Genomic DNA, 22,102 nt, shown 5'->3' with positions numbered 1-22,102 from the left:
ACTGCGTAGGATATTTCTCTGAATTCAGAATGGGCAGCCATCTGGGTGCAAATCAGAAAAATCGGCGGGGATTCTGGGGCCGCTTTGCGGCCCTTTCGCGGCACAAGGCCGCTCCTACAGGGGATCGCGATTGCCTGTAGGAGCGGCCTTGTGCCGCGAAACGAGGGCGAAGCCCTCGCCAGCGGTATCAACCCGGGCGCACAACCTCGCCGGTCGCCAGGTCGCGAATCAGGCTCGGGTTCTTCCGCCCACCCAACGCCCCACCCAGCACCATATCCAGCTCGTTGTGGAAATACTGCTCCACCCGCAACCGACTCTTGGCCGCCGGCCGCCCGGCCGGGTTGCAGGAGGTGGAGATCAGCGGCCCGACCAGCGCGCACAACTCCCGCACCTGTGGATGATCGCTGACCCGCAGCGCCACGGTGTCGTGCTGCCCGGTCACCCACTCGGGCAGCAGGCCCTGGTGCGGCACCAGCCAGGTGTTAGGCCCAGGCCAAGTGGCGCTCATGCGGTCGATCCAGTCCTGGGGGAAATCCTCGAACAGAAAGTCGAACTGGCGGATGTTGTCGGCGACCAAAATCAGTCCTTTATCCACAGGGCGCGACTTGAGCGCCAGCAGGCGATACACCGCGTCCTCGTTCCATGGGTCGCAGCCCAGGCCCCAGACCGCTTCCGTCGGATAGGCAATCACCGCACCCGCCTTCACCTCGCGCGCGGCTTGTTGCACACGCCAACTGCTCACCATTTTCCGTCTCTCCGCATAAACGCCGTGCGCGCAGTGTACTTAGCCGGCACGGGCAAACCAACGCCCGGCTTCGTTGCTCACCCGGCCTTCGAGCTCCAGCTCGGTGAGACTGGCAAGCACCTGGGCCAACGGCAGGCCGCTGCTGTGGGCCAGGCCCTCGCTGGTGTGGGGGGCAGCGTGGAGCAGGGCGAGCAGGGGATGGGCGGGTTTATCCACAACTGCGGGCGGCAGGTTCTGCCAACCGCGCAGGCTGTCGAGGATCTGCTCCACGCTTTCCACCAGCAGGGCGCCATCGCGGATCAGCTGGTGGCAGCCCTTGGCGCCGGGGTGATGAATGGACCCAGGAATCGCGTACACCTCTCGCCCCTGTTCGGCGGCGAGCCGTGCGGTGATCAACGAGCCACTGGCGAGGCTGGCCTCGACCACCAGCACACCCAGCGACAAGCCGCTGATGATCCGGTTACGGCGCGGAAAGTTGCCGGCCAGTGGCCCAGCGTCCAGCGGATACTCGGAAACCAGCGCGCTACCGCTGTCGATCATCGCCCTGGCCAGGTCACGGTGGCGCTGTGGATAAAGTTTTTGCAACCCCGTGCCGAGCACCCCTATGGTGTACCCGCCAGCCTTCAACGCGGCCCGATGAGCGGCACCGTCGACGCCCAGTGCCAGCCCGCTGGTGATGGTGAAACCCGCCTGGGAAAGGCATCGGGAAAACGAGCCCGCGGTATCCAGCGCCGGGGGTGAAGCACGCCTGCTGCCCACGATCGCCAGTTGCGGTTGCTCGAGCAAAGCGGGCTCGCCCGCGACGAACAACAGCGGCGGCGGATCGTCTATCTCGGCCAGCAACGCCGGGTAGCCAGGCCTGTCCCACATCAGTAAATGCTGGCCCGGACGCTCTATCCAGCGCATTGCAGCCAATGCGCCGTCGCGCACTTGCGGGCTGCGGCGGGCGTCTATACTGGCATCCTTCAGCCCCAACGCCTGCCAGGCGCTGGCCGGCGCGCTGAGTGCCGACGAGGCACTGCCGAACGCGTCGATGAGGGTATGGAAACGACGCAAGCCAATATCCGGAAGGCTATGAAGACGCAGTCGCGCCTCCAGTTCCGCAGGCGGACAAGGCGACGAACGGGATGGGTTCATGGTGGATCGTCCTTGATCGACAGGGGGCCAGATACGTGGCACAACCTGTGGATATCTTTGTGAATAACACTTTGAAAAGCTGTCCATGAAATGGCAGCTATCAAGCCCATAGAGACCCTAGCCAAGCTTCACAGGTGCCGAACGCCCCATTTCCCTTTATTATGTGTGCTCAGTTTTCAACCGACCGCACAGTGACTGCCTGACCACCATGGCCATTTTGAACATTCTCGAATTCCCCGATCCGCGCCTGCGCACCATCGCCAAACCGGTGACGGAGTTTGACGACGCCTTGAGCCAGCTGATCGACGACATGTTCGAGACCATGTACGAGGCGCCTGGCATCGGCCTGGCCGCCACCCAGGTCAACGTGCACAAGCAGGTCGTGGTGATGGACCTGAGCGAAGACCGTAGCGAGCCGCGCGTCTTCATCAACCCCACGGTCGAGGAACTGACCCACGACATGGGCCAGTACCAGGAAGGCTGCCTGTCGGTGCCCGGCTTCTACGAGAACGTCGACCGCCCGCTGCGCGTGCGGGTCAAGGCCCAGGACCGCGACGGCAAGCCCTACGAACTGGAATGCGAAGGCCTGCTGGCGGTGTGTGTGCAGCACGAGTTCGATCACCTCAACGGCAAGTTGTTCGTCGACTACCTGTCCCAGCTCAAACGCGACCGGATCAAGAAGAAGCTGGAAAAGCAGCACCGCCAGCAAGCCTGATCCCCACCTTCCAGAAGGCTTGCTCCGGCAAGCCTTTTTCTTTTTGAAGAAGCGAGAACTCCATGCGCATCGTCTTCGCAGGCACTCCAGAGTTTGCCGCCGAACACCTCAAGGCCCTGCTCGACAGCCCGTACGAGATCGTGGCCGTCTACACCCAGCCCGACCGCCCGGCCGGCCGTGGCCAGAAGCTCATGCCGAGCGCGGTCAAGGCGCTGGCCGTGGCCCATGATATCCCGGTGTACCAGCCGCAGACCCTGCGCAATGCCGATGCACAAGCCGAACTCGCCGCACTGAAGCCAGACCTGATGGTGGTGGTCGCCTACGGCCTGATCTTGCCGCAAGTGGTGCTGGATATCCCGCGCTTGGGTTGCATCAACAGCCACGCCTCCCTGCTGCCACGCTGGCGCGGCGCGGCGCCGATCCAGCGCGCCGTGGAAGCCGGCGACGCCGAGAGCGGCGTGACCGTGATGCGCATGGAAGCCGGCCTGGACACCGGCCCGATGCTGCTCAAAGTGGTTACCCCTATCGGCGCCGACGACACCGGCGGCACCCTGCACGACCGCCTCGCCGAAATGGGCCCGCCTGCTGTAGTACAGGCAATTGCCGGCTTGGCCGACGGTTCGCTGCAAGGTGAAGTCCAGGACGATGCCCTGGCCACCTACGCCCACAAGCTGAACAAGGACGAAGCACGCATCGACTGGAGCCGCCCGGCCGTGGAGCTGGAGCGCCTGATCCGTGCCTTCAACCCCTGGCCGGTGTGCCACAGCACCCTCGACGGCGAAAGCGTGAAGGTGCTGGCCGCCAACTTGTCCACAGGCCAGGGCGCCCCCGGTGAAATCCTCTCCGCCAGCAAGGACGGCCTGGTCGTCGCCTGCGGTGACGGCGCCCTGAGCCTGACCCGCCTGCAACTGCCCGGCGGCAAGGCCCTGGCCTTCAGCGACCTGTTCAACAGCCGCCGCGAGAAGTTCGCCAGCGGCAAGGTGCTTGGCCAATGAACCCACGCCTGGCCGCCGCCCGCGCCCTTGCCGCCGTGCTCAGCGGCAAGGCCTCGCTGAACAGCTCGTTGCCGGCGCAACTGGACAAGGTCGAAGAGCGCGACCGGGGCCTGACCCAGGACCTGGCCTTCGGTACCGCCCGCTGGCAGCCGCGCCTGGACCTGCTGGCCGCGCAACTGCTGCAGAAGCCGTTCAAGGCCGCCGACGCCGATGTACAGGCGCTGCTGCTGGTCGGCCTGTACCAGCTGTTCTACACGCGCATCCCGGCCCACGCCGCCATCGGCGAGACCGTGGGTTGCGCCGACAAGCTCAAGAAGCCGTGGGCCAAGGGCCTGCTCAATGCCGTGCTGCGCCGCGCCCAGCGTGAAGGCGAGGAGCTGCTCGCCGGCATGGAAGGCGACCCCGTGGTACGCACCGCCCACCCGCGCTGGCTGCAGAAATCGCTGAAAGCCTTCTGGCCGGAGCAATGGGAAGCCATCTGCGCCGCCAACAACGCCCACCCGCCGATGATCCTGCGGATCAACCGCCGCCATCACAGCCGCGATGCCTACCTGGCGCTGCTGGCCGAGGCCGGCATCCAGGCCAGCGCCTGCCAGTTCAGCCGCGACGGCATCGTCCTGGCCGAAGCCTGCGACGTACGTGGTTTGCCGGGCTTCGCCGACGGCTGGGTGAGCGTGCAGGACGAAGCCGCGCAGCTGTCCGCCGACCTGCTCGAACTGGCCCCCGGCCAGCGCGTGCTCGACGCCTGCTGCGCCCCGGGTGGCAAGACCTGCCATCTGCTGGAAGCCGAACCTGGCCTGGCCCACATGGTCGCCATCGACCTGGAAGCCAAACGCCTGGCCCGCGTGCGCGAGAACCTCGACCGCCTCAAGCTCGACGCCGAGCTGATCGCCTGCGACGCCCGCGACACCACCAGTTGGTGGGACGGCAAGCCATTCCAGCGCATCCTGCTCGATGCGCCCTGCTCGGCCACCGGCGTGATCCGCCGCCACCCGGACATCAAGCTGACCCGCCAGGCCGAGGACATCCCGGCCCTGGCCGCGCTGCAAGGCGAGCTGCTCGATGCCCTGTGGCCGACCCTGGAAGTGGGCGGCATGCTGCTCTACGCCACCTGCTCGAGCCTGCCGACCGAGAACACCGAAGTGATCGCGGCCTTCCTCGCCCGCACCCCCGGTGCCCGCGAGCTGGACCTGGCCACCGAAGCCGGCCTGCGCCAGCCCCACGGCCGCCAGCTGCTGGCCCAGGAAGGCGGTCACGACGGGTTCTACTATGCCAAGCTGATCAAGATCGCCGCCTCGCGCGGGTAAAAGAACAAAAAGGGTAGGGAGTAGCGGATGAAGATCATCATCCTCGGCGCAGGCCAGGTTGGCGGTACGCTGGCAGAGCACCTGGCCAGCGAAGCCAACGACATCACCGTGGTCGACACCGACAGCGAGCGCCTGCGCGGCCTCGGCGATCGCCTGGACATCCGCACCGTGCAGGGCCGCGCCTCGCTGCCGACGGTGCTGCGCCAGGCCGGCGCCGACGACGCCGACATGCTGGTGGCGGTGACCAACAGCGACGAGACCAACATGGTCGCCTGCCAGGTGGCTTATTCGCTGTTCCACACCCCGACCAAGATCGCCCGGGTACGCGAGTCGGCCTACCTGACCCGCGAAGAGCTGTTCGACAACGACCACATCCCGGTGGACGTGCTGATCAGCCCCGAACAGGTGGTGACCAACTACATCAAGCGCCTGATCGAACACCCGGGCTCGCTGCAGGTGATCGACTTCGCCGAAGGCAAGGCCCAACTGGTGGCGGTCAGGGCCTACTACGGCGGCCCGCTGGTGGGCCAGCAACTGCGCCAGATCCGCGCCCACATGCCCAACGTCGACACCCGCGTGGCGGCGATCTTCCGCCGCGACCGGCCGATCACGCCCCAGGGCGACACGGTGATCGAGGCCGACGACGAGGTATTCTTCATCGCCGCGAAGAAGGACATCCGCGCGGTGATGGGCGAGCTGCGCCGTATCGACGAGACCAACAAGCGCGTGGTCATAGCCGGTGGCGGGCAGATCGGCGAACGCCTGGCCGAGGCCATCGAAAGTCGCTACCAGGTGAAGATCATCGAGATGAACCCGGCGCGCTGCCGCTACCTCTCCGACACCCTCGAGAGCACCGTGGTGCTGCAGGGCAGCGCCTCCGACCGCGACCTGATGCTCGAAGAGAACATCGCCGACGCCGACATCTTCCTGGCCCTGACCAACGACGACGAGGCCAACATCATGTCGTCGCTGCTGGCCAAGCGCCTGGGCTCGCGCAAGGTGATGACCATCATCAACAACCCGGCCTACGTCGACCTGGTGCAGGGCGGCGAGATCGACATCGCCATCAGCCCGCAGCTGGCCACCATCGGCACCTTGCTGGCCCACGTGCGCCGCGGCGACATCGTCAGCGTGCACTCGCTGCGCCGGGGCGCGGCCGAGGCCATCGAGGCGGTGGCCCATGGCGACTCGAAGTCGAGCAAGGTGGTGGGCAAGGCCATCGAGGACATCTCGTTGCCGCCGGGCACCACCATCGGCGCGATCATCCGCGACGAGGAGGTGCTGATCGCCCACGACGACACGGTGATCGAATCGGGCGACCATGTGATCCTGTTCGTTGTGGATAAAAAGCATATTCGGGACGTGGAGAAGCTGTTCCACGTGGGCCTGAGTTTCTTCTAGAAGAGAAAGCCAACCCCTGTGGGAGCGGGTTTACCCGCGAATACGATTGTCGATTCACCGACGCATTCGCGGGTGAACCCGCTCCCACAGGCGCCCGCAACATCATGGATTCGGGAGAGAAACCTATGCGCGAATCGCTGGAGAAGATGCTGGCCAAGGGTGTGGATAACCCGCTGCTGAGGTTCGGGCTGGGCAAGGCCTGGCTGGACGAGGGCAACGGGGCTGAAGCGGCGCTGCACCTGGCTGCCTGTGTGAAGCAGGATCCGAAGTACTCGGCGGCGTGGAAGCTGCTGGGGAAGGCGTATCAGTTGAGCGGGGATCTGGACGGCGCGCGCAAGGCCTGGGAAGAGGGGATCGTCGCGGCGCAGGCCCATGGCGACAAGCAGGCTGAGAAAGAGATGACGGTTTTTCTCAAGAAGCTAAACAAAACATCAAATTGACGGTCCCTGTGGGAGCGGGTTTACCCGCGAATGCGATGGGGCATTTGCTGACGCATTCGCGGGTAAACCCGCTCCCACAGAAGACGGTGGAAACTTCAATACCAGCGCGGCTCGCCCGCCGGACGCTTCTTGAAGCGCTTCATGCTCCACATGTACTGGCTCGGATACTCGCGCACATAACGCTCGACCACCTTGCTCATGGCCGCCGCCGATTCAGTCACATCGGTGCTGTACATCGCTTCCGGCGCCGCTTCCAGGAACACCTTGAAGCCCGACCCATCCGGCAACCGCAGGGCATGCAGGAAAACACCCACCGCCTTGCCGCCAGCCAGCATGTTCGGCACGAACTTGCTGGTCAGCGCCTGGGTGCCGAGGAACGGCACGAACACCCCCGCCGACTCCGCCGGCTCCGGGTCGGCCGGAATCCCCACCTGGCCACCCCGACGCACTTCCTTGATCACGCTGAGGATGCCTTCCTTGGTCGAAGGCGCCACGCGGTTGCCCATCTGCACGCGCTGTTCACGCAACAAGTCATCCACAGCCTTCAACTTCGGCGGGCGGTAGAAGATGATCGGTTTGCACTGGTTGCAGTAGAAGTGGTTGAGCACCTCCCAGTTGCCCAGGTGGCTGGTGATGCCCACCACGCCCTTGCCCGAGGCCAGGGCCTGCTCCAGCACTTCCAGGCCATGCACTTCCTTGACCAGCTCCAGCGAGCGCTGCGGCGGCCAGATCCAGGCGCAGGCGCTCTCGACGAACGACTTGCCGATGTCCTTCAACGCGCGGCCAACCAGCTGCTCGCGCTCGACCGGGTCCATCTCCGGGAAACACTTGGCCAGGTTGATCCGCACGACATTGCGCGAGCCATTGGGGATTTTCCACATCAGCCAGCCGATACCGGCGCCGACGCGCTGCACAGCGCCCCAGGGCAGCTTGGCAAACAGGCGCAGCACCCCGACCATCAGGGCGCCCTTGAACTTTTCCACAGGCGAATTCCTTATTTCAGCAAGGCGCGCATTGTACCCCGTCAGCGCACCAGCGCGGCGTAGCGATCGCAGTCGGTGGTGTGGTCCATGACCATGCCGGTGGCCTGCATGAAGGCGTAGCAAATGGTCGGCCCGACAAAGGTGAAGCCGGCCTTCTGCAGGGCCTTGCTCATGGCCTTGGCCTCGTCGGTGACCGCCGGCACGTCGCCGCGCCCCTGGAACTGGTTGATCTTCGGCGCACCGCCGACGAACGACCACAACCACTCTGCCGGGTTATCCACAGCCAGCCAGGCCAGGGCATTGCGGCGCACGGCCTTGAGCTTGAGGCGGTTGCGGATGATGCCGGGGTCCAGCATCAGCTCCTCGATGCGCTCGTCGCTCAGACGCGCCAGTTTCACCGGGTCGAAGCCGTCCAGCACCTGGCGATAGCGCTCGCGTTTCTTCAGTACCGTGATCCACGACAACCCCGCCTGGAACCCTTCGAGCAAAAGCATCTCGAAGAGCAACGCCGGATCGCGCTGCGGCGTTCCCCACTCATGGTCGTGATAGGCCTGGTACAACGGATCGTCGGAACACCAAAAGCAGCGTGGCATAAGGCTCCAATAACGTAGAGGGCGAGGCGAATCGGGTATACTCCCGCTCTTTACATCCGCATCCCCAGATACAGGTGAATTTCGTGAGCCAGCCTACGCCAGCCGTGCGTACCTTCCAAGACCTGATCCTCGCCCTGCAGAACTACTGGGCCGAGCAAGGTTGTGTGGTACTTCAGCCCTACGATATGGAAGTAGGCGCCGGCACTTTCCACACCGCTACCTTCCTGCGCGCCGTCGGCCCGGAGACCTGGAACGCCGCCTACGTGCAGCCCAGCCGTCGCCCTGCCGACGGGCGGTATGGCGAAAACCCCAACCGCCTGCAGCACTACTACCAGTTCCAGGTGGTGCTCAAGCCGAACCCGGCCAACTTCCAGGAGCTGTACCTCGGCTCGCTGAAAGCCATCGGCCTGGATCCGCTGGTTCACGACATCCGCTTCGTCGAAGACAACTGGGAATCGCCGACCCTGGGCGCCTGGGGCCTGGGTTGGGAAATCTGGCTGAACGGCATGGAAGTGACCCAGTTCACCTACTTCCAGCAGGTCGGCGGCATCGAGTGCTACCCGGTCACCGGTGAAATCACCTACGGCCTGGAGCGCCTGGCCATGTACCTGCAGGGCGTGGACTCGGTCTACGACCTGGTGTGGGCCGACGGCCCGTTCGGCAAGGTCACCTACGGCGACGTGTTCCACCAGAACGAAGTGGAGCAGTCGACCTACAACTTCGAGCACGCCAACGTCGAGAAGCTGTTCGAACTGTTCGACTTCTACGAAAGCGAAGCGAACCGCCTGATCAAGCTGGACCTGCCACTGCCGACCTACGAAATGGTCCTGAAGGCCTCGCACACCTTCAACCTGCTGGACGCCCGTCGCGCCATCTCGGTGACCGAGCGCCAGCGCTACATCCTGCGCGTGCGTACCCTGGCCCGGGACGTGGCGCAAAGCTATCTGCAAGCCCGCGCACGCCTGGGCTTCCCGATGGCCTCTCCCGAACTGCGTGACGAAGTGTTGGCTAAGCTGGAGGCTGCACAATGAGTGCTCAAGATTTCCTGGTTGAACTGGGCACCGAAGAGCTGCCACCGAAGGCCCTCGCCACCCTCGGTGACGCCTTCCTCGCCGGCATCGAGAAAGGCCTGCAGGCCGCCGGCCTGAACTACACCGGCAAGCAGGTCTACGCCGCGCCGCGCCGCCTGGCCGTGCTGATCCGCCAGCTGGACGTGCAGCAGCCGGACCGCAGCATCAACATCGACGGCCCGCCGGTGCAGGCCGCGTTCAACGCCGAAGGCCAGCCGACCCAGGCCGCCCTGGGCTTCGCCAAGAAGTGCGGCGTGGAGCTCTCGGACATCGACCAGAGCGGCCCCAAGCTGCGCTTCTCCCAGCACATTCCGGGCAAGGCCACCGCCAGCCTGCTGCCGACCATCGTCGAGGATTCGCTCAACGACCTGCCGATCCCCAAGCGCATGCACTGGGGCGCCAGCCGTGAAGAGTTCGTGCGCCCGACCCAGTGGCTGGTGATGCTGCTGGGCGACCAGGTGGTCGATTGCACCATCCTGGCCCAGAAGGCCGGCCGTGAATCCCGTGGCCACCGCTTCCACCACCCGGAAAACGTGCTCATCACCACCCCGGCCAACTACGTCGAGGACCTGCGCAAGGCCCACGTGCTGGCCGACTTCGCCGAGCGTCGCGAGCTGATCAGCAAGCGCACCGCCGAGCTGGCCATGCAGCAGGAAGGCACGGCCATCGTGCCACCGGCGCTGCTGGACGAAGTGACCGCCCTGGTCGAGTGGCCGGTGCCGCTGGTGTGCTCGTTCGAGGAGCGTTTCCTCGAGGTGCCGCAGGAAGCCCTGATCACCACCATGCAGGACAACCAGAAGTACTTCTGCCTGCTGGACAGCGAAGGCAAGCTGCTGCCGCGCTTCATCACCGTGGCCAACGTCGAGAGCCGCGATCCGAAGCAGATCGTCGAAGGTAACGAGAAAGTCGTGCGTCCGCGCCTGACCGACGCCGAGTTCTTCTTCAAGCAGGACAAGAAGCAGCCGCTGGAAAGCTTCAACGAGCGCCTGAAGAACGTGGTGTTCCAGGCTCAGCTGGGTACCGTGTTCGACAAGGCCGAGCGCGTTTCCAAGCTGGCCGCCTTCATTGCCCCGTACATCGGCGGCAGCGCCGCCAACGCCGGCCGTGCCGGCCTGCTGTCCAAGTGCGACCTGGCCTCGGAAATGGTCGGCGAATTCCCTGAAATGCAGGGCATCGCCGGCTACTACTACGCCCTCAACGACGGCGAGCCGCAAGACGTCGCCCTGGCACTGAACGAGCAGTACATGCCGCGCGGCGCCGGCGCCGAGCTGCCGCAGACCCTCACCGGTGCCGCCGTGGCCATCGCCGACAAGCTCGACACCCTGGTCGGCATCTTCGGCATCGGCATGCTGCCCACCGGCAGCAAGGACCCGTATGCCCTGCGTCGTGCCGCCCTGGGCGTGCTGCGCATCCTGATCGAGAATCAGCTGGACCTGGACCTGGCCGTCGCGGTCGAGTTCGCGGTCAAGCAGTTCGGTGCCAAGGTCAAGGCCGCCGGCCTGTCCGAGCAGGTGCTGGAGTTCGTCTTCGACCGCCTGCGCGCGCGCTACGAGGACGAAGGCATCGACGTCTCCACCTACCTGTCGGTGCGTGCCCTGAAGCCGGGCTCGGCGCTGGACTTCGACCAGCGCGTACAGGCCGTGCAGGCCTTCCGCAAGCTGCCGGAAGCCGAAGCCCTGGCCGCGGCGAACAAGCGCGTATCCAACCTGCTGGGCAAGGCCGAAGGCGCCATCGCCGACCAGGTCGAGCCGAAGTACTTCGACAACGCCAACGAGTTCTCCCTGTACTCGGCCATCCAGCAGGCCGACCAGGCCGTGCAACCGATGGCGGCCGCGCGTCAGTACAGCGAGGCCCTGGCCCGCCTGGCGGCCCTGCGTGACCCGGTCGACGCCTTCTTCGAGGCGGTGATGGTCAACGCCGAGGACGCCAAGGTACGCGCCAACCGTTATGCCCTGCTCAGCCGCCTGCGCGGTCTGTTCCTGGGCGTGGCCGATATCTCGCTGCTGGGGTGAGTCGTTGAAACTGCTGATTCTTGATCGAGACGGAGTGATCAACCACGACTCCGACGCCTACATCAAGTCGCTGGAGGAGTGGATCCCCATTCCCGGCTCGATCGAGGCCATCGCGCAGTTGAGCAAGGCGGGCTGGACGGTGGCGGTGGCCACCAACCAGTCCGGCATTGCCCGCGGCTACTACCCGCTGGAAACCCTCGAGGCCATGCATGCGCGCCTGCGCGCACTGGTGGCCGAGCAGGGCGGCGAGGTCGGCATGATCGTGCATTGCCCGCACGGCCCGGATGAGGGCTGCGACTGCCGCAAACCCAAGCCCGGGATGCTGCGGACCATTGCCGAGCACTACCAGGTACCGCTGGCCGGTGTATGGTTCGTCGGTGACAGCAAAGGTGACCTGGAGGCGGCCCTGGCCGTCGATGCACAACCCGTGTTGGTGAAAACCGGCAAGGGTGAAAGGACCCTGGAAAAAGGGGTTCCGCAAACTACACTGATTTTCGACGATCTGGCAGCCATCGCCAGAGAACTTATTTAAATGAGTGCGCCAGGAACGGCGCACTTTTCATTAGGCGGGCACGCCCCGCAACGGTACATGCCACTATGTCGATCCTGCAGGCGATCAGAATCTTTCTTTTTTACCTGCTGTTGGGCACCAGTTCGCTGCTGTGGTGCTCGCTGAGTTTCTTTGTCGCGCCTTTCCTGCCGTTCCCCAAGCGCTACCGGTTCATCAACGTCTACTGGTGCCGCTGCGCGCTGTTCCTGGTACGGACGATCCTGCGGATCGACTACAAGATCACCGGCGCCGAGAACGTGCCTGAGGTACCTTGCGTGATCCTGTCCAACCACCAGAGCACCTGGGAGACGTTCTTCCTGTCGGCGTATTTCTCGCCGCTGAGCCAGGTGCTCAAGCGCGAGCTGCTGTATGTGCCGTTCTTCGGCTGGGCCATGGCCATGCTGCGACCGATCGCCATCGACCGGAAGAACCCGAAGGAGGCCCTGCGCCAGGTTGCCAGCCAGGGCGACGAGCTGCTCAAGCAGGGCACCTGGGTGTTGATCTTCCCCGAAGGCACCCGCGTGCCGCACGGTCAGATCGGCAAGTTCTCCCGTGGTGGTACCGCATTGGCGGTGAACGCAGGCCTGCCGGTGCTGCCGATCGCCCACAATGCCGGCAAGTTCTGGCCGCGTGAAGGCTGGGGCAAGCGCCCGGGCACCATCGAGGTGGTGATTGGCGAGCCGATGTACCCGGAGGGGACAGGTCCGCGAGCCATCGCTGAGCTCAACGACCGTGCCCAGGCATGGAACGAGGCGGCCCAACGCGCCATGGGTTCGCTGCCGCCCGCGGCGGAAAAACCCGAGCAGCAGCTTGCCTGACGATCTGTGGATAACGTGTTAGCAATTTTTGGATTAAGCGTCTTCAAACATAGCTAAGTTATTGAATTAGATATTTATTTCCATGTATGACGTTTTTTCGAAAATCGTGCATAAGTTTTTTCCCGCGATAAAAAAACCGGCTTTTACGCCGGTTTTTTTGTGGGCTGAAATCGCTGCTGGCTTCTTCGCGGGTAAACCCGCTCCCACAGGGTATTGCGCAAACCTGTGGGAGCGGGTTTACCCGCGAAGGCCCCAGCGAAAATCTCAGACCTTGTCGATATCCACATCCCGAGTCTCTTTCAGGCAGAAGATCCCCACCACCAGGCTCACCCCGGTGATCAGCACCGGGTACCACAGCCCATAGAAGATATCCCCGGTGTACACCACCAACGCGAACGACACCGTCGGCAGGAAACCACCGAACCAGCCGTTGCCGATGTGGTAGGGCAGGGACATCGAGGTGTAGCGGATACGCGTCGGGAACAGTTCGACCATCACCGCCGCCAACGGCCCGTAGGTCATGGTGGCGATCAGGATCATGGCGACGATGAGCACCACCACCATCACCTGGTTCACATGCGCAGGATCCGCCTTGGCCGGGTAGCCGGCGCTATCGATGGCACTGCGCATGGCCGTCTCGTCGAAGCCATTGATGGTCTTGTCGCCGATGCTGACGATCACCTCGCTGCCAGCGACATTCACCGAACTGTAGGGCAGCCCCTGCTTGACCAGGAACGTCTTGACCTTGTCGCACGGGCTGTCGAAGCGTGCCTTGCCCACCGGGTCGAACTGGAAGGTGCAGCCCTTGGGATCGGCGGTGACGACGATCGGCGCCTGGCGACTGGCAGCGTCGATCTGCGGATTGGCGTAATGGCTCAGGGCCTTGAACAGCGGGAAGTACAACACCGTCGCCAGCAAAAGGCCAAGCATCAGGATCGGCTTGCGCCCGACCCGGTCCGACAGCCAGCCGAAGAACACGAAGAACGGCGCACCGATCACCACGCTGATGATCAGCAGGGTGTTGGCCTGGGCCGGGTCCATCTTGAGCATCTGGGTCATGAAGAACAGTACGTAGAACTGCGCGGTGTAGAAGGTCACCGCCTGCCCGGCGTTGATACTGAACAGCGCGGTGAGCACCACCTTGAGGTTGGGCCACGAGGTGAACGACTCACGGATCGGCGACTTGCTCACCTTGCCCTGGGCCTTCATTTTCACGAAGGCCGGCGACTCGTGCATGCTCATGCGGATCCAGGTGGAAATCGCCAGCAGCACGATCGACAGCAGGAACGGCAGGCGCCAGCCCCAAGTTTCGAACTGGTCGCCACTGATATAGCGGCTGGCCAGGACGACGGTCAGCGACAACAGCAGGCCCAGTGTGGCAGTGGATTGGATGAAGCCGGTGTGGAAGCCACGTTTGCCATGAGGCGCGTGTTCGGCGACATAGGTGGCCGCACCACCGTATTCACCGCCCAGCGCCAACCCCTGGAGCATGCGCAGCACTACCAGGATGATCGGCGCGGCGATGCCGATGCTGGCGTAGGTCGGCAACAACCCCACCGCGAAGGTCGACAGGCCCATCAGCACGATGGTCACCAGGAAGGTGTACTTGCGCCCGATCATGTCGCCCAGTCGGCCGAACACCAGCGCGCCGAACGGGCGCACCAGGAAGCCGGCGGCGAAGGCCATCAGGGCGAAGATGAAGGCGGTGGTGTCGTTGACCCCCGCGAAGAACTGCTTGCTGATGACCGCAGCCAGCGCGCCATAGAGAAAAAAGTCATACCACTCGAACACCGTCCCGAGGGATGACGCGAAAATGATCTTGCGCTCTTCACGACGGCTTGGGCTGCTCGCCGCCGCCCCCTGCTCCTGGATGTAATCCGACATCGTTGCTGTCCTCGGCCCGCAGGCCACAGTGATTATTCTTGTTGTTCCACTGCCGACGACTTGCGACCACAAGCCGCCGCTGTTGCAAACACCCGGGTCAGGGCGTCGGTATCGCGCTGGCGTCGCTGAGGTTGGTCTGGGTATTGGCCCCCTTGAGGATCAGTTGTGCCGCCTTTTCGGCAATCATCAACGTGGGTGAACAGGTATTGCCGGAGACGATCTGCGGCATGATCGAAGCGTCGGCCACGCGCAAGCCTGGGATGCCATGCACGCGCAGCTGGTTATCCACAACGTCGAGCGTGCCGCTGCCCATGCGGCAGGTGCCCACCGGGTGGAAGATGGTGGTGCCGATCTGAGCGGCGGCCTGGTGCAGATCTTCGTCGCTCTGCAGGGCAGGGCCTGGCAAGTACTCGCGAGGATCGAACGCCGCCAGGGCAGGGGCCTGGACGATGCGCCGGGTGAGGCGGATGGCCTCGGCGGCCACGCGCAGGTCCTCGGGGCCACTGAGGTAGTTGGGGTCGATCACCGGCGCGGCATTCATGTCCGCCGAGCGGATGTCGATGCGCCCACGGCTCGCCGGGCGCAGGTTGCACACCGAGGCAGTGAAGGCCGGGAAGCGGTGCAGCGGTTCGCCGAAACGGTCCAGCGACAACGGCTGCACGTGGTATTGCAGGTTGGCGGTTGCCTGCTCGGGGCCTGAACGGGCGAAGGCGCCCAGCTGGCTCGGCGCCATGGCCAACGGGCCGCTACGGTCGTAGGCGTAGCGCAGGCCCATGCCCAGCTTGCCCCACAGGCTGTTGGCCATCTGGTTGAGGGTGCGGGTGTTGCGGATCTGGTAGATCAACCGCAACTGCAGATGGTCCTGAAGGTTGCCGCCAACCCCGGGCATCTCATGACGAACCCCGATACCCAGGTCTTCGAGCAGCTTGCGTGGGCCGATGCCGGAGCGTTGCAGAATGCCGGGCGAGCCCACGGAGCCCGCGCACAGGATGATCTCTCGACGGGCGGCGAACTCATGCCAGGCACCTTGCCACAAGGCCTTCACCGCCCGGGCGCGGGTAGTGTCGAGCAGCACCTGGTCGACCTGTACGCCCGTCAACACTGTCAGGTTGGGGCGCTTGAGGATGGGCCTGAGAAACGCCTTGGCCGAGTTCCAGCGCACACCGCTGCGCTGATTGACCTGAAAGTATCCACAGCCGGCGTTGTCACCCGTATTGAAGTCGCCGACCTTGGCAATGCCACTCTGCTCGGCGGCATCGCGGAAGGCATCGAGGATCGGCCAGCTGTAGCGCTGCTGCTCGACCCGCCATTCCCCCTCGACGCCGTGGCTGTCGCTGGCGCCGGCGAAGTGGTTCTCGCTGGCCTTGAACAAGGGCAACACATCCTTCCACGCCCACCCGTCATTGCCTTGCTCGGCCCAGCGGTCGTAGTCGGCGGCCTGGCCACGCATGTAGATCATGCCGTTGATCGACGAGCAGCCGCCCAGCACCTTGCCCCGTGGATAACCCAGGATGCGACCGTTCAGGCCGGGCTGGGCCTCGGTCTTCAGGCACCAGTCGGTGCGTGGGTTGCCGATGCAGTAGAGGTAACCGACGGGGATGTGAATCCAGGGATAGTTGTCGCGGCCACCCGCCTCGAGCAGCAATACGCGGCACGAAGGGTCGGCGGACAAGCGGTTGGCCAGCAGGCAACCGGCGGGACCGGCACCCACGACCACATAGTCGTAGACAGGATCGGCTGATGGCATGTGCAACCTCGCGCCTGATTATTATTCTTGTCCCGATCCATCTTATTGATTAATTTCGCCGAGGAAACACGAGATTTCGCGCAGCCGTTGTGCGTTTTAGCACAGCGCCATACCTGAGCCGGCCCCTTCGCGGGTAAACCCGCTCCCACAGGGTTATCGCCGAATTCAGGGTCGGCGGTGAGCCTGTGGGAGCGGGTTTACCCGCGAAAGGGCCAGCGCGAACAGCCAAAGGGACAAGCATGTTCGACTGGAACGATCTGCGGTTTTTCCTCGAGTTGCAGCGCAGCGGCCGCCTGCTAACCGCCGCCAAGCGCCTCAACACCACCCACAGCACCGTGGCCCGGCATATCGAGAGCATCGAAAAGCACCTGGGCACCGCACTGTTCGTCCAGCACGCCCAGGGCTACGAACTCACGCCCTCCGGCCAGGCCCTGCTCAAGCACGCCGAAGCCATGGAGAACGTCGCCCTGCTGGCGCAGGAAGAAATCACCCAGGCCATCACGCCGCTGGGCAAGATCCGCCTGGGGGTGACCGAAGGCATCGGCATCATGTTCTTCACCCCGCGCATGAAAGCCTTGTTCCAGCGCTACCCGGGGCTTGAAGTGGAGCTGGTGGCCGTGCCGCGTTTCGTCAGCATCCTCAACCGCGAAGCCGAGATCAGCATTCACCTGGAACGCCCCAACGCCGACCTGCTGATCACCCGCAAGCTCACCGACTACCGCCTGGCCCTTTACGCCAGCCAGGATTATCTGGACCGCGCACCGCCGCTGCACAGCCGCGAAGACCTGGCCCGGCATAGCTGGATCGGCTATGTCGACGACCTGCTGTTCAGCCAGGAGCTGCTGTTCCTCAACAGTTTCTGCCGGGCGCCCAACGTGGTGTTCCGCAGCACCAGCGTGATCGCCCAGCAGCAAGCCGCGCAGGCTGGGCTGGGTATTGCCGTGCTACCCAACTACATGGCTCGCCACGACTCCAAGCTGGTGCGTGTGCTGCCCAGCGAGACCATCCAGCGCAGCTACTGGATCTGCACCCGCCGCGAGCTGCACAAGTCGGTACGCCTGCGGGTGGTGTGGGACTACCTGCTGGCGCTGTGCACTGCCGAACAGGACGAGTTGCTAGCCGAGTAGCGCCTTGCCGGCCAGCAGTACCGCAGCGCTACAGCCCACCACGGCGAACAGCTGCTGCAGACGAGGGCCGGCCAGCTTGCTCGCCAATGGCCGCGCCAGCAAGAGACCCAGCACCGCCCCCACGGCGAACGGCGCCCCGACCCTCCAGTGCATCACCCCCGCCACGCTGGCGCTGACCACGCTGCCGATGGACACCAGGGCGATCACCGCCAGCGAGGTGGCGACGATGCTTTTCATGTTCAGGTTGGTATAGCGGTTCAGTGCCGGGATGATCACGAAGCCACCACCGACACCCAGCAGGCCTGACAGCAACCCCGACAGCATCCCGGTGAATGCCAGCGCCCGGGCGCAGGGCAGGGTCCAGCGCAAGCGCCCCTGCAGCGGGTTAAGCACACAGGGCATGATCTCCCGCTCACCACAGGGTGACTCGCCACGCAGCTCACGCGCCGCCTTGCGCCAGATCCGCAGGCAGGCGTACACCAGCACCCCGGCGAACACCAAGGCCAACGGCGTATTGGGGACTCGGTGAGCGAGCATAAGCCCGAAGGGCGCACAGGCAATCCCGATCACCGCGATAAACAGGGCCGCCCGGTAGCGCACCAGCCCCTGGCGCAGGCCGAGCACCGCACCGACCGCAGCTGCCAGCCCCACCGCCAGCAGGCCGATCGGCGCCGCCTCGACCATGCTCAGCCCCAGGCCGAACACCAGCAGCGGCACCGCGAGGATGCCGCCGCCTGCGCCGGTCAGGGCCAGCACCGCGCCAATGATCGCGCCGAGCCCGGCGCCCAGCAGTTGCTGTTCGATCACTGCTGCGCCTCGACCACCAGAGGTTGCGGCCGGGCCAGCCACTCGCGGCCCTTGAGCATGGCTTTCCAGTACAGCGGCGGCAGGATCTGCGCCTTGAGCAACCAGGCCAGGCGCGTCGGCTTGCGGCCATCGAGCAGCCAGCGCGGGAAGCTCGGCGCGACCTTGCCGCCATAGGTGAACTCGGCCAGGACGATCTTGCCGCGCTCGACCGTCAACGGGCAGGAGCCGTAGCCGTCGTACTGGGCCAGGGTCGACAGGCGACCGAGTGCCACCAGCACATTGTTGGCCACCACCGGCGCCTGCTTGCGGGCGGCGGCGGCGGTCTTGGCGTTGCTGGTATTGGCCACGTCACCCAGCGCGTGGACATTACCGAACTGGCGATGACGCAGGGTATGGGGATCGACATCCACCCAGCCCGCCGCATCGGCCAGCGGGCTCTGGCGGATGAAGTCAGGCGCCACCTGGGGCGGCACCACATGCAGCATGTCAAAGGCCTCGACCCGGGTCTCGGTGCTGCCGTCGGGGAGGGTACGGATGAACGTGGCGCGCTTGTTCGGACCATCCACCGCCGTCAGGCGATGCTGATAGTTCAGGTCCACGCCGTACTTGTCGATGTAGCTCATCAGCGCCGGCACATAGTCCGGTACACCGAACAGCACCGCCCCGGCATTGAAGAAGCTGGCCCTGACATTGCCCAGGTGCCCATTGCGCAACCAGTGATCGCAGGACAGGTACAGCGCCTTCTGCGGCGCACCGGCGCATTTGATCGGCATCGGCGGCTGGGTGAAGAGGGCGCGCCCCTGCTTGAGGTTCTGCACCAGTTGCCAGGTGTAGGGCGCCAGGTCGTAGCGGTAGTTGGAGGTGACGCCGTTGCGTCCGAGGGTCTCGCTCAAACCCTCGATAGCGTTCCAGTCGAGTTTCAATCCCGGGCAGACCACCAGTTGCTCATAGCTGACCGCACGCCCGTCCTCGAGCACCACCAGCTGCCCCTGAGGGTCGAAGCCCTCCACCCGTGCCTTGATCCAGCGCACGCCACGGGGCAGGGTGGCCGCCATGGTCTGGGCGGTACTCGGCGCCTTGAACACACCGGCGCCGACCATGGTCCAGCCGGGCTGGTAATAGTGCACGTCGGCGGGGTCGATCAGGGCAATATCCAGCGACGGATCACGGGCGATCAGGCTGGAGGCGGTGGCGATACCGGCGGCACCGGCGCCGACGATCACCACCTTGTGGTGGTCGGCACGGGAGGAATCGGCAGGGGACAGGGCAGGCATGGCGGTGTTCCTTGGAAATCTCGTTATGGGTACGGCGTGGCTTACAGCTTGTTCAGCGGGATCTTCAGGTAGCTCACGCCGTTGGCTTCAGGTTCGGGGAATTGCCCGCTGCGCATGTTGATCTGCACCGACGGCAGGATCAGCACGGGCATGTCGAGGGTCTTGTCACGGGCTTCGCGCATCTCGACGAAGCTCTCTTCACTGACACCTTCGTGGATATGAATGTTGTCGGCGCGTTGCTCGGCCACGGTGGTGACGTAACACAACTCACGACCACCGGGCAGGTAGTCATGGCACATGAACAGCCGGGTCTGGTCGGGGAAGGCGAGCAGGCGACGGATCGACCGGTACAGGGTTCGCGCGCTGGCGCCCGGAAAATCGCAACGGGCGGTGCCGTAGTCGGGGGTGAACAAGGTGTCGCCGACGAACACGGCCTTCTCACCTGCGTCCTCGACCATGTAGCTCATGCACGCCGGGGTATGCCCTGGGGTGTGCAGGGCACGGGCATGCAGGTTGCCGATGCGAAATCCTTCTTCATCTTCGAACAGGACGTCGAACTGACTGCCGTCACGGGCAAAACCCGGCTCGGCGTTGAACAGGGTGCCGAAGACTTTCTGCACCTGGGTGATCTGCGCACCGATCGCGATGCTGCCGCCAAGCCGCTCCTTGAGGTAGGCCGCGGCGGACAGATGGTCTGCGTGCACGTGGGTATCCAGGATCCATTGCACCTTGGCATCCAGCGCCTCGACGCGAGCAATCAGCTTGTCCGCCGAATCGGTGCAGGTGCGCCCGGACTTGGGGTCATAGTCCAGCACGCTGTCGATCAGCGCGCATTGGCGCGTCTCGCCATCCATGACCAGGTAGCTGATGGTCCAGGTCGCCTTGTCGAAGAATGCTTCGACGTGAAGGTTGTTGCCGATGATCATTGCACTCTCCAGTTATCCCAGGCCTCCTTGAAGGCATAGGCAGTGGAGGGTGCTTTATCAAGATACATGCCAGCCTTTCAGATAGGACGCCGCCCCCTTGTAGGAGCGGCCTTGTGCCGCGATGGGCTGCGCAGCAGCCCCATTCCAACCAACCAAAGGTGACAGTTCCTGGCAGTCGACTGTCAGCCAATGGCAGTGTTTGGCAGTCCTTGCTACCCTCGCCAGGTCCTTCATCTGGTGCTGTCATGCTAGCCGCTTCCCATCCCGCGATCCTCGCGCTGGTGTCCTACCTCGAACACGATGTCCTGCCCAGTATCGTGTTGGACACCGACTACAACATCCTGGCTGCCAACGCGGCGTACCGTCGCCAGTTCGGCAACGAGGAGCACGCGCCGATCGGCGAAAAATGCCACCGGGTCTCGCACCACTATGCCGTGCCCTGCGACCAGGCCGGGGAACATTGCCCACTGCGCAAATCGCTGGACAGCAAGGTGCCGGAGCGCGTGCTGCACATCCATCACACCCCGCGAGGGCCGGAACATGTGGATGTAGAGCTGCGCCCGATCCTCGATCACGAGGGCAGGGTAGTGGCCTTCGTCGAACGCCTGACCAGCGTCACCCTGGCATCGGCACAACCTCAACAACAAGGACTGGTTGGCCGGGCGCCAGCTTTCAAGACCGCCGTGGCCAGTTTGCAACGTGCAGCCCCTGCGCAGATTCCGGTACTGCTCCAGGGCGAGTCGGGCACGGGCAAGGAGCTGTTCGCCCGCGCCTTGCACCTGGGCAGCCCCCGAGCCAATGGTCCCCTGGTGGTGGTGGACTGTACCGGGCTGACCGAGTCGTTGTTCGAGAGTGAACTGTTCGGCTATGAGAAGGGCGCCTTCACCGGTGCGACCCAACGCAAGATCGGCCTGGCCGAAGCCGCTCACGGTGGCACCCTGTTCCTCGATGAGATCGGTGAAGTACCGCTGGCGATGCAGGTGAAGCTGCTGCGCCTGATCGAGTCCGGCAGCTTCCGCCCGGTCGGCAGCACGCGCACGGTCCATTCGGACTTTCGCCTGGTCTCGGCCACGCACAAGCCATTGAAAGAGATGGCCGCCGAAGGGACGTTCCGCGAAGACCTGTATTACCGCATCAGCGGATTCCCGATTCGCCTGCCATCACTGCGTGAGCGGGTCGAGGATTTGCCGTTGCTCTGTGAGAGTCTGCTGCAACGCATGGCCGGCAAGCACTCGCCCAAGGTTACCGCCGAAACACTCTCGTGCCTCAACCTGCATACCTTCCCAGGCAACATTCGTGAGCTCAGGAACATCCTGGAACGGGCCAGGCTGTTTGCCGATGACGGTTTCATTCGTCCGGAACATCTGCCCGAAGACATCCATCCGATGTCAGATCAGGGCCACTTGCGCAGTCGGGGGCGCAAAGAAATGGCCGACCTGGCGCACGCCCTGGAGACCTTCAAAGGATCACGCAACGAACTGGCAGCACATCTGGGCATGAGTGAACGCACGCTGTATCGGCGACTCAAAACCCTCGGGCTGTAAATGTTCCACGTGAAACATCCCGAGGAT

20 protein-coding genes are annotated in these 22,102 nt (G+C 64.4%); 11 read left to right on the top strand and 9 right to left on the bottom strand.

The window, feature by feature from the left end; all coding sequences use genetic code 11:
* Positions 1-187 precede the first annotated feature (187 nt).
* Together tsaC and dprA are read right to left on the bottom strand one after the other, a co-directional pair.
* A complete protein-coding gene (tsaC, locus tag AC0MAZ_RS03530) occupies positions 188-745 on the bottom strand; it encodes an L-threonylcarbamoyladenylate synthase type 1 TsaC (protein WP_028690052.1) in 558 nt (185 codons plus the stop codon).
* 39 nt (positions 746-784) lie between these two features.
* A complete protein-coding gene (dprA, locus tag AC0MAZ_RS03525) occupies positions 785-1,882 on the bottom strand; it encodes a DNA-processing protein DprA (protein WP_475860193.1) in 1,098 nt (365 codons plus the stop codon).
* Positions 1,883-2,090: 208 nt separating this feature from the next.
* Between dprA and def the strand changes: the two genes are divergently transcribed.
* The 5 genes from def to AC0MAZ_RS03500 all read left to right on the top strand — a co-directional run bounded on the left by def (position 2,091) and on the right by AC0MAZ_RS03500 (position 6,740).
* The gene (gene def, locus AC0MAZ_RS03520; protein WP_028690050.1) at positions 2,091-2,597 is read left to right on the top strand and encodes a peptide deformylase; all 507 of its coding nucleotides are present in this window, start codon (positions 2,091-2,093) and stop codon (positions 2,595-2,597) included.
* Positions 2,598-2,659: 62 nt separating this feature from the next.
* Positions 2,660-3,592, top strand: a complete 933-nt coding sequence (gene fmt, locus AC0MAZ_RS03515; RefSeq protein WP_232855443.1) for a methionyl-tRNA formyltransferase — start codon at positions 2,660-2,662, stop codon at positions 3,590-3,592.
* Positions 3,589-4,899, top strand: coding sequence for a 16S rRNA (cytosine(967)-C(5))-methyltransferase RsmB (gene rsmB, locus AC0MAZ_RS03510; protein WP_475860190.1), 1,311 nt, complete (start codon positions 3,589-3,591; stop codon positions 4,897-4,899). Before fmt ends, rsmB begins: the two co-directional genes overlap by 4 nt.
* A 27-nt stretch (positions 4,900-4,926) precedes the next feature.
* Positions 4,927-6,300: a Trk system potassium transporter TrkA gene (gene trkA / locus AC0MAZ_RS03505; protein ID WP_475860188.1), complete on the top strand. Its 1,374-nt coding sequence runs from the start codon at positions 4,927-4,929 to the stop codon at positions 6,298-6,300.
* Between the two features lie 125 nt (positions 6,301-6,425).
* Entirely contained in the window at positions 6,426-6,740 is a 315-nt protein-coding gene (locus tag AC0MAZ_RS03500; protein ID WP_475860186.1) for a tetratricopeptide repeat protein, read from the top strand.
* 95 nt (positions 6,741-6,835) lie between these two features.
* On the opposite strand, the gene AC0MAZ_RS03495 is transcribed toward AC0MAZ_RS03500, so the two are convergent.
* Positions 6,836-7,723: a lysophospholipid acyltransferase gene (locus AC0MAZ_RS03495; protein ID WP_203649220.1), complete on the bottom strand. Its 888-nt coding sequence runs from the start codon at positions 7,721-7,723 to the stop codon at positions 6,836-6,838.
* 41 nt (positions 7,724-7,764) lie between these two features.
* Positions 7,765-8,316 carry a DNA-3-methyladenine glycosylase I gene (locus AC0MAZ_RS03490; RefSeq protein ID WP_475860184.1) on the bottom strand — a complete coding sequence of 184 codons (552 nt, stop codon included), beginning with the start codon at positions 8,314-8,316 and terminating at the stop codon, positions 7,765-7,767.
* Between the two features lie 83 nt (positions 8,317-8,399).
* On the opposite strand from AC0MAZ_RS03490, the gene glyQ reads away from it, so the two are divergent.
* From glyQ to AC0MAZ_RS03470, 4 genes are all read left to right on the top strand, one after another.
* A complete protein-coding gene (glyQ, locus tag AC0MAZ_RS03485) occupies positions 8,400-9,347 on the top strand; it encodes a glycine--tRNA ligase subunit alpha (protein ID WP_011531473.1) in 948 nt (315 codons plus the stop codon).
* Entirely contained in the window at positions 9,344-11,398 is a 2,055-nt protein-coding gene (gene glyS / locus AC0MAZ_RS03480) for a glycine--tRNA ligase subunit beta (protein WP_475860181.1), read from the top strand. Before glyQ ends, glyS begins: the two co-directional genes overlap by 4 nt.
* A 4-nt stretch (positions 11,399-11,402) precedes the next feature.
* Positions 11,403-11,930 (top strand): D-glycero-beta-D-manno-heptose 1,7-bisphosphate 7-phosphatase, encoded by a 528-nt coding sequence (gene gmhB / locus AC0MAZ_RS03475; RefSeq protein ID WP_475860179.1) that lies wholly within the window; start codon positions 11,403-11,405, stop codon positions 11,928-11,930.
* 65 nt (positions 11,931-11,995) lie between these two features.
* The gene (locus AC0MAZ_RS03470; RefSeq protein WP_475860178.1) at positions 11,996-12,766 is read left to right on the top strand and encodes a lysophospholipid acyltransferase family protein; all 771 of its coding nucleotides are present in this window, start codon (positions 11,996-11,998) and stop codon (positions 12,764-12,766) included.
* Positions 12,767-13,030: 264 nt separating this feature from the next.
* Here the strand turns inward: AC0MAZ_RS03470 and AC0MAZ_RS03465 are convergent, their stop codons facing one another.
* Positions 13,031-14,650, bottom strand: a complete 1,620-nt coding sequence (locus AC0MAZ_RS03465; protein WP_254463957.1) for an MFS transporter — start codon at positions 14,648-14,650, stop codon at positions 13,031-13,033.
* 97 nt (positions 14,651-14,747) lie between these two features.
* Positions 14,748-16,397 (bottom strand): GMC family oxidoreductase, encoded by a 1,650-nt coding sequence (locus tag AC0MAZ_RS03460; protein WP_475860176.1) that lies wholly within the window; start codon positions 16,395-16,397, stop codon positions 14,748-14,750.
* 239 nt (positions 16,398-16,636) lie between these two features.
* Between AC0MAZ_RS03460 and AC0MAZ_RS03455 the strand changes: the two genes are divergently transcribed.
* A complete protein-coding gene (locus tag AC0MAZ_RS03455; protein WP_232855438.1) occupies positions 16,637-17,524 on the top strand; it encodes a LysR family transcriptional regulator in 888 nt (295 codons plus the stop codon).
* On the opposite strand, the gene AC0MAZ_RS03450 is transcribed toward AC0MAZ_RS03455, so the two are convergent.
* Genes AC0MAZ_RS03450 through AC0MAZ_RS03440 form a run of 3 tightly spaced genes read right to left on the bottom strand, consistent with a single transcriptional unit; the run spans position 17,513 to position 20,531 of the window.
* Complete coding sequence (locus AC0MAZ_RS03450; RefSeq protein WP_254463960.1) at positions 17,513-18,331, bottom strand: sulfite exporter TauE/SafE family protein; 819 nt, start codon at positions 18,329-18,331, stop codon at positions 17,513-17,515. The genes AC0MAZ_RS03455 and AC0MAZ_RS03450 overlap by 12 nt on opposite strands.
* Positions 18,328-19,605, bottom strand: coding sequence for an NAD(P)/FAD-dependent oxidoreductase (locus tag AC0MAZ_RS03445; protein ID WP_203649235.1), 1,278 nt, complete (start codon positions 19,603-19,605; stop codon positions 18,328-18,330). Before AC0MAZ_RS03445 ends, AC0MAZ_RS03450 begins: the two co-directional genes overlap by 4 nt.
* Before the next feature lie 41 nt (positions 19,606-19,646).
* Complete coding sequence (locus tag AC0MAZ_RS03440; RefSeq protein ID WP_475860174.1) at positions 19,647-20,531, bottom strand: MBL fold metallo-hydrolase; 885 nt, start codon at positions 20,529-20,531, stop codon at positions 19,647-19,649.
* A gap of 245 nt (positions 20,532-20,776) precedes the next feature.
* Between AC0MAZ_RS03440 and AC0MAZ_RS03435 the strand changes: the two genes are divergently transcribed.
* A complete protein-coding gene (locus AC0MAZ_RS03435) occupies positions 20,777-22,075 on the top strand; it encodes a sigma-54 interaction domain-containing protein (RefSeq protein ID WP_232855436.1) in 1,299 nt (432 codons plus the stop codon).
* Positions 22,076-22,102: the final 27 nt, after the last annotated feature.

The sequence above is a fragment of the Pseudomonas sp. A genome (genome assembly GCF_056270345.1).
Note: the sequence above shows the minus strand (reverse complement) of the source record. Positions and strands in the feature narration are given on the sequence as shown.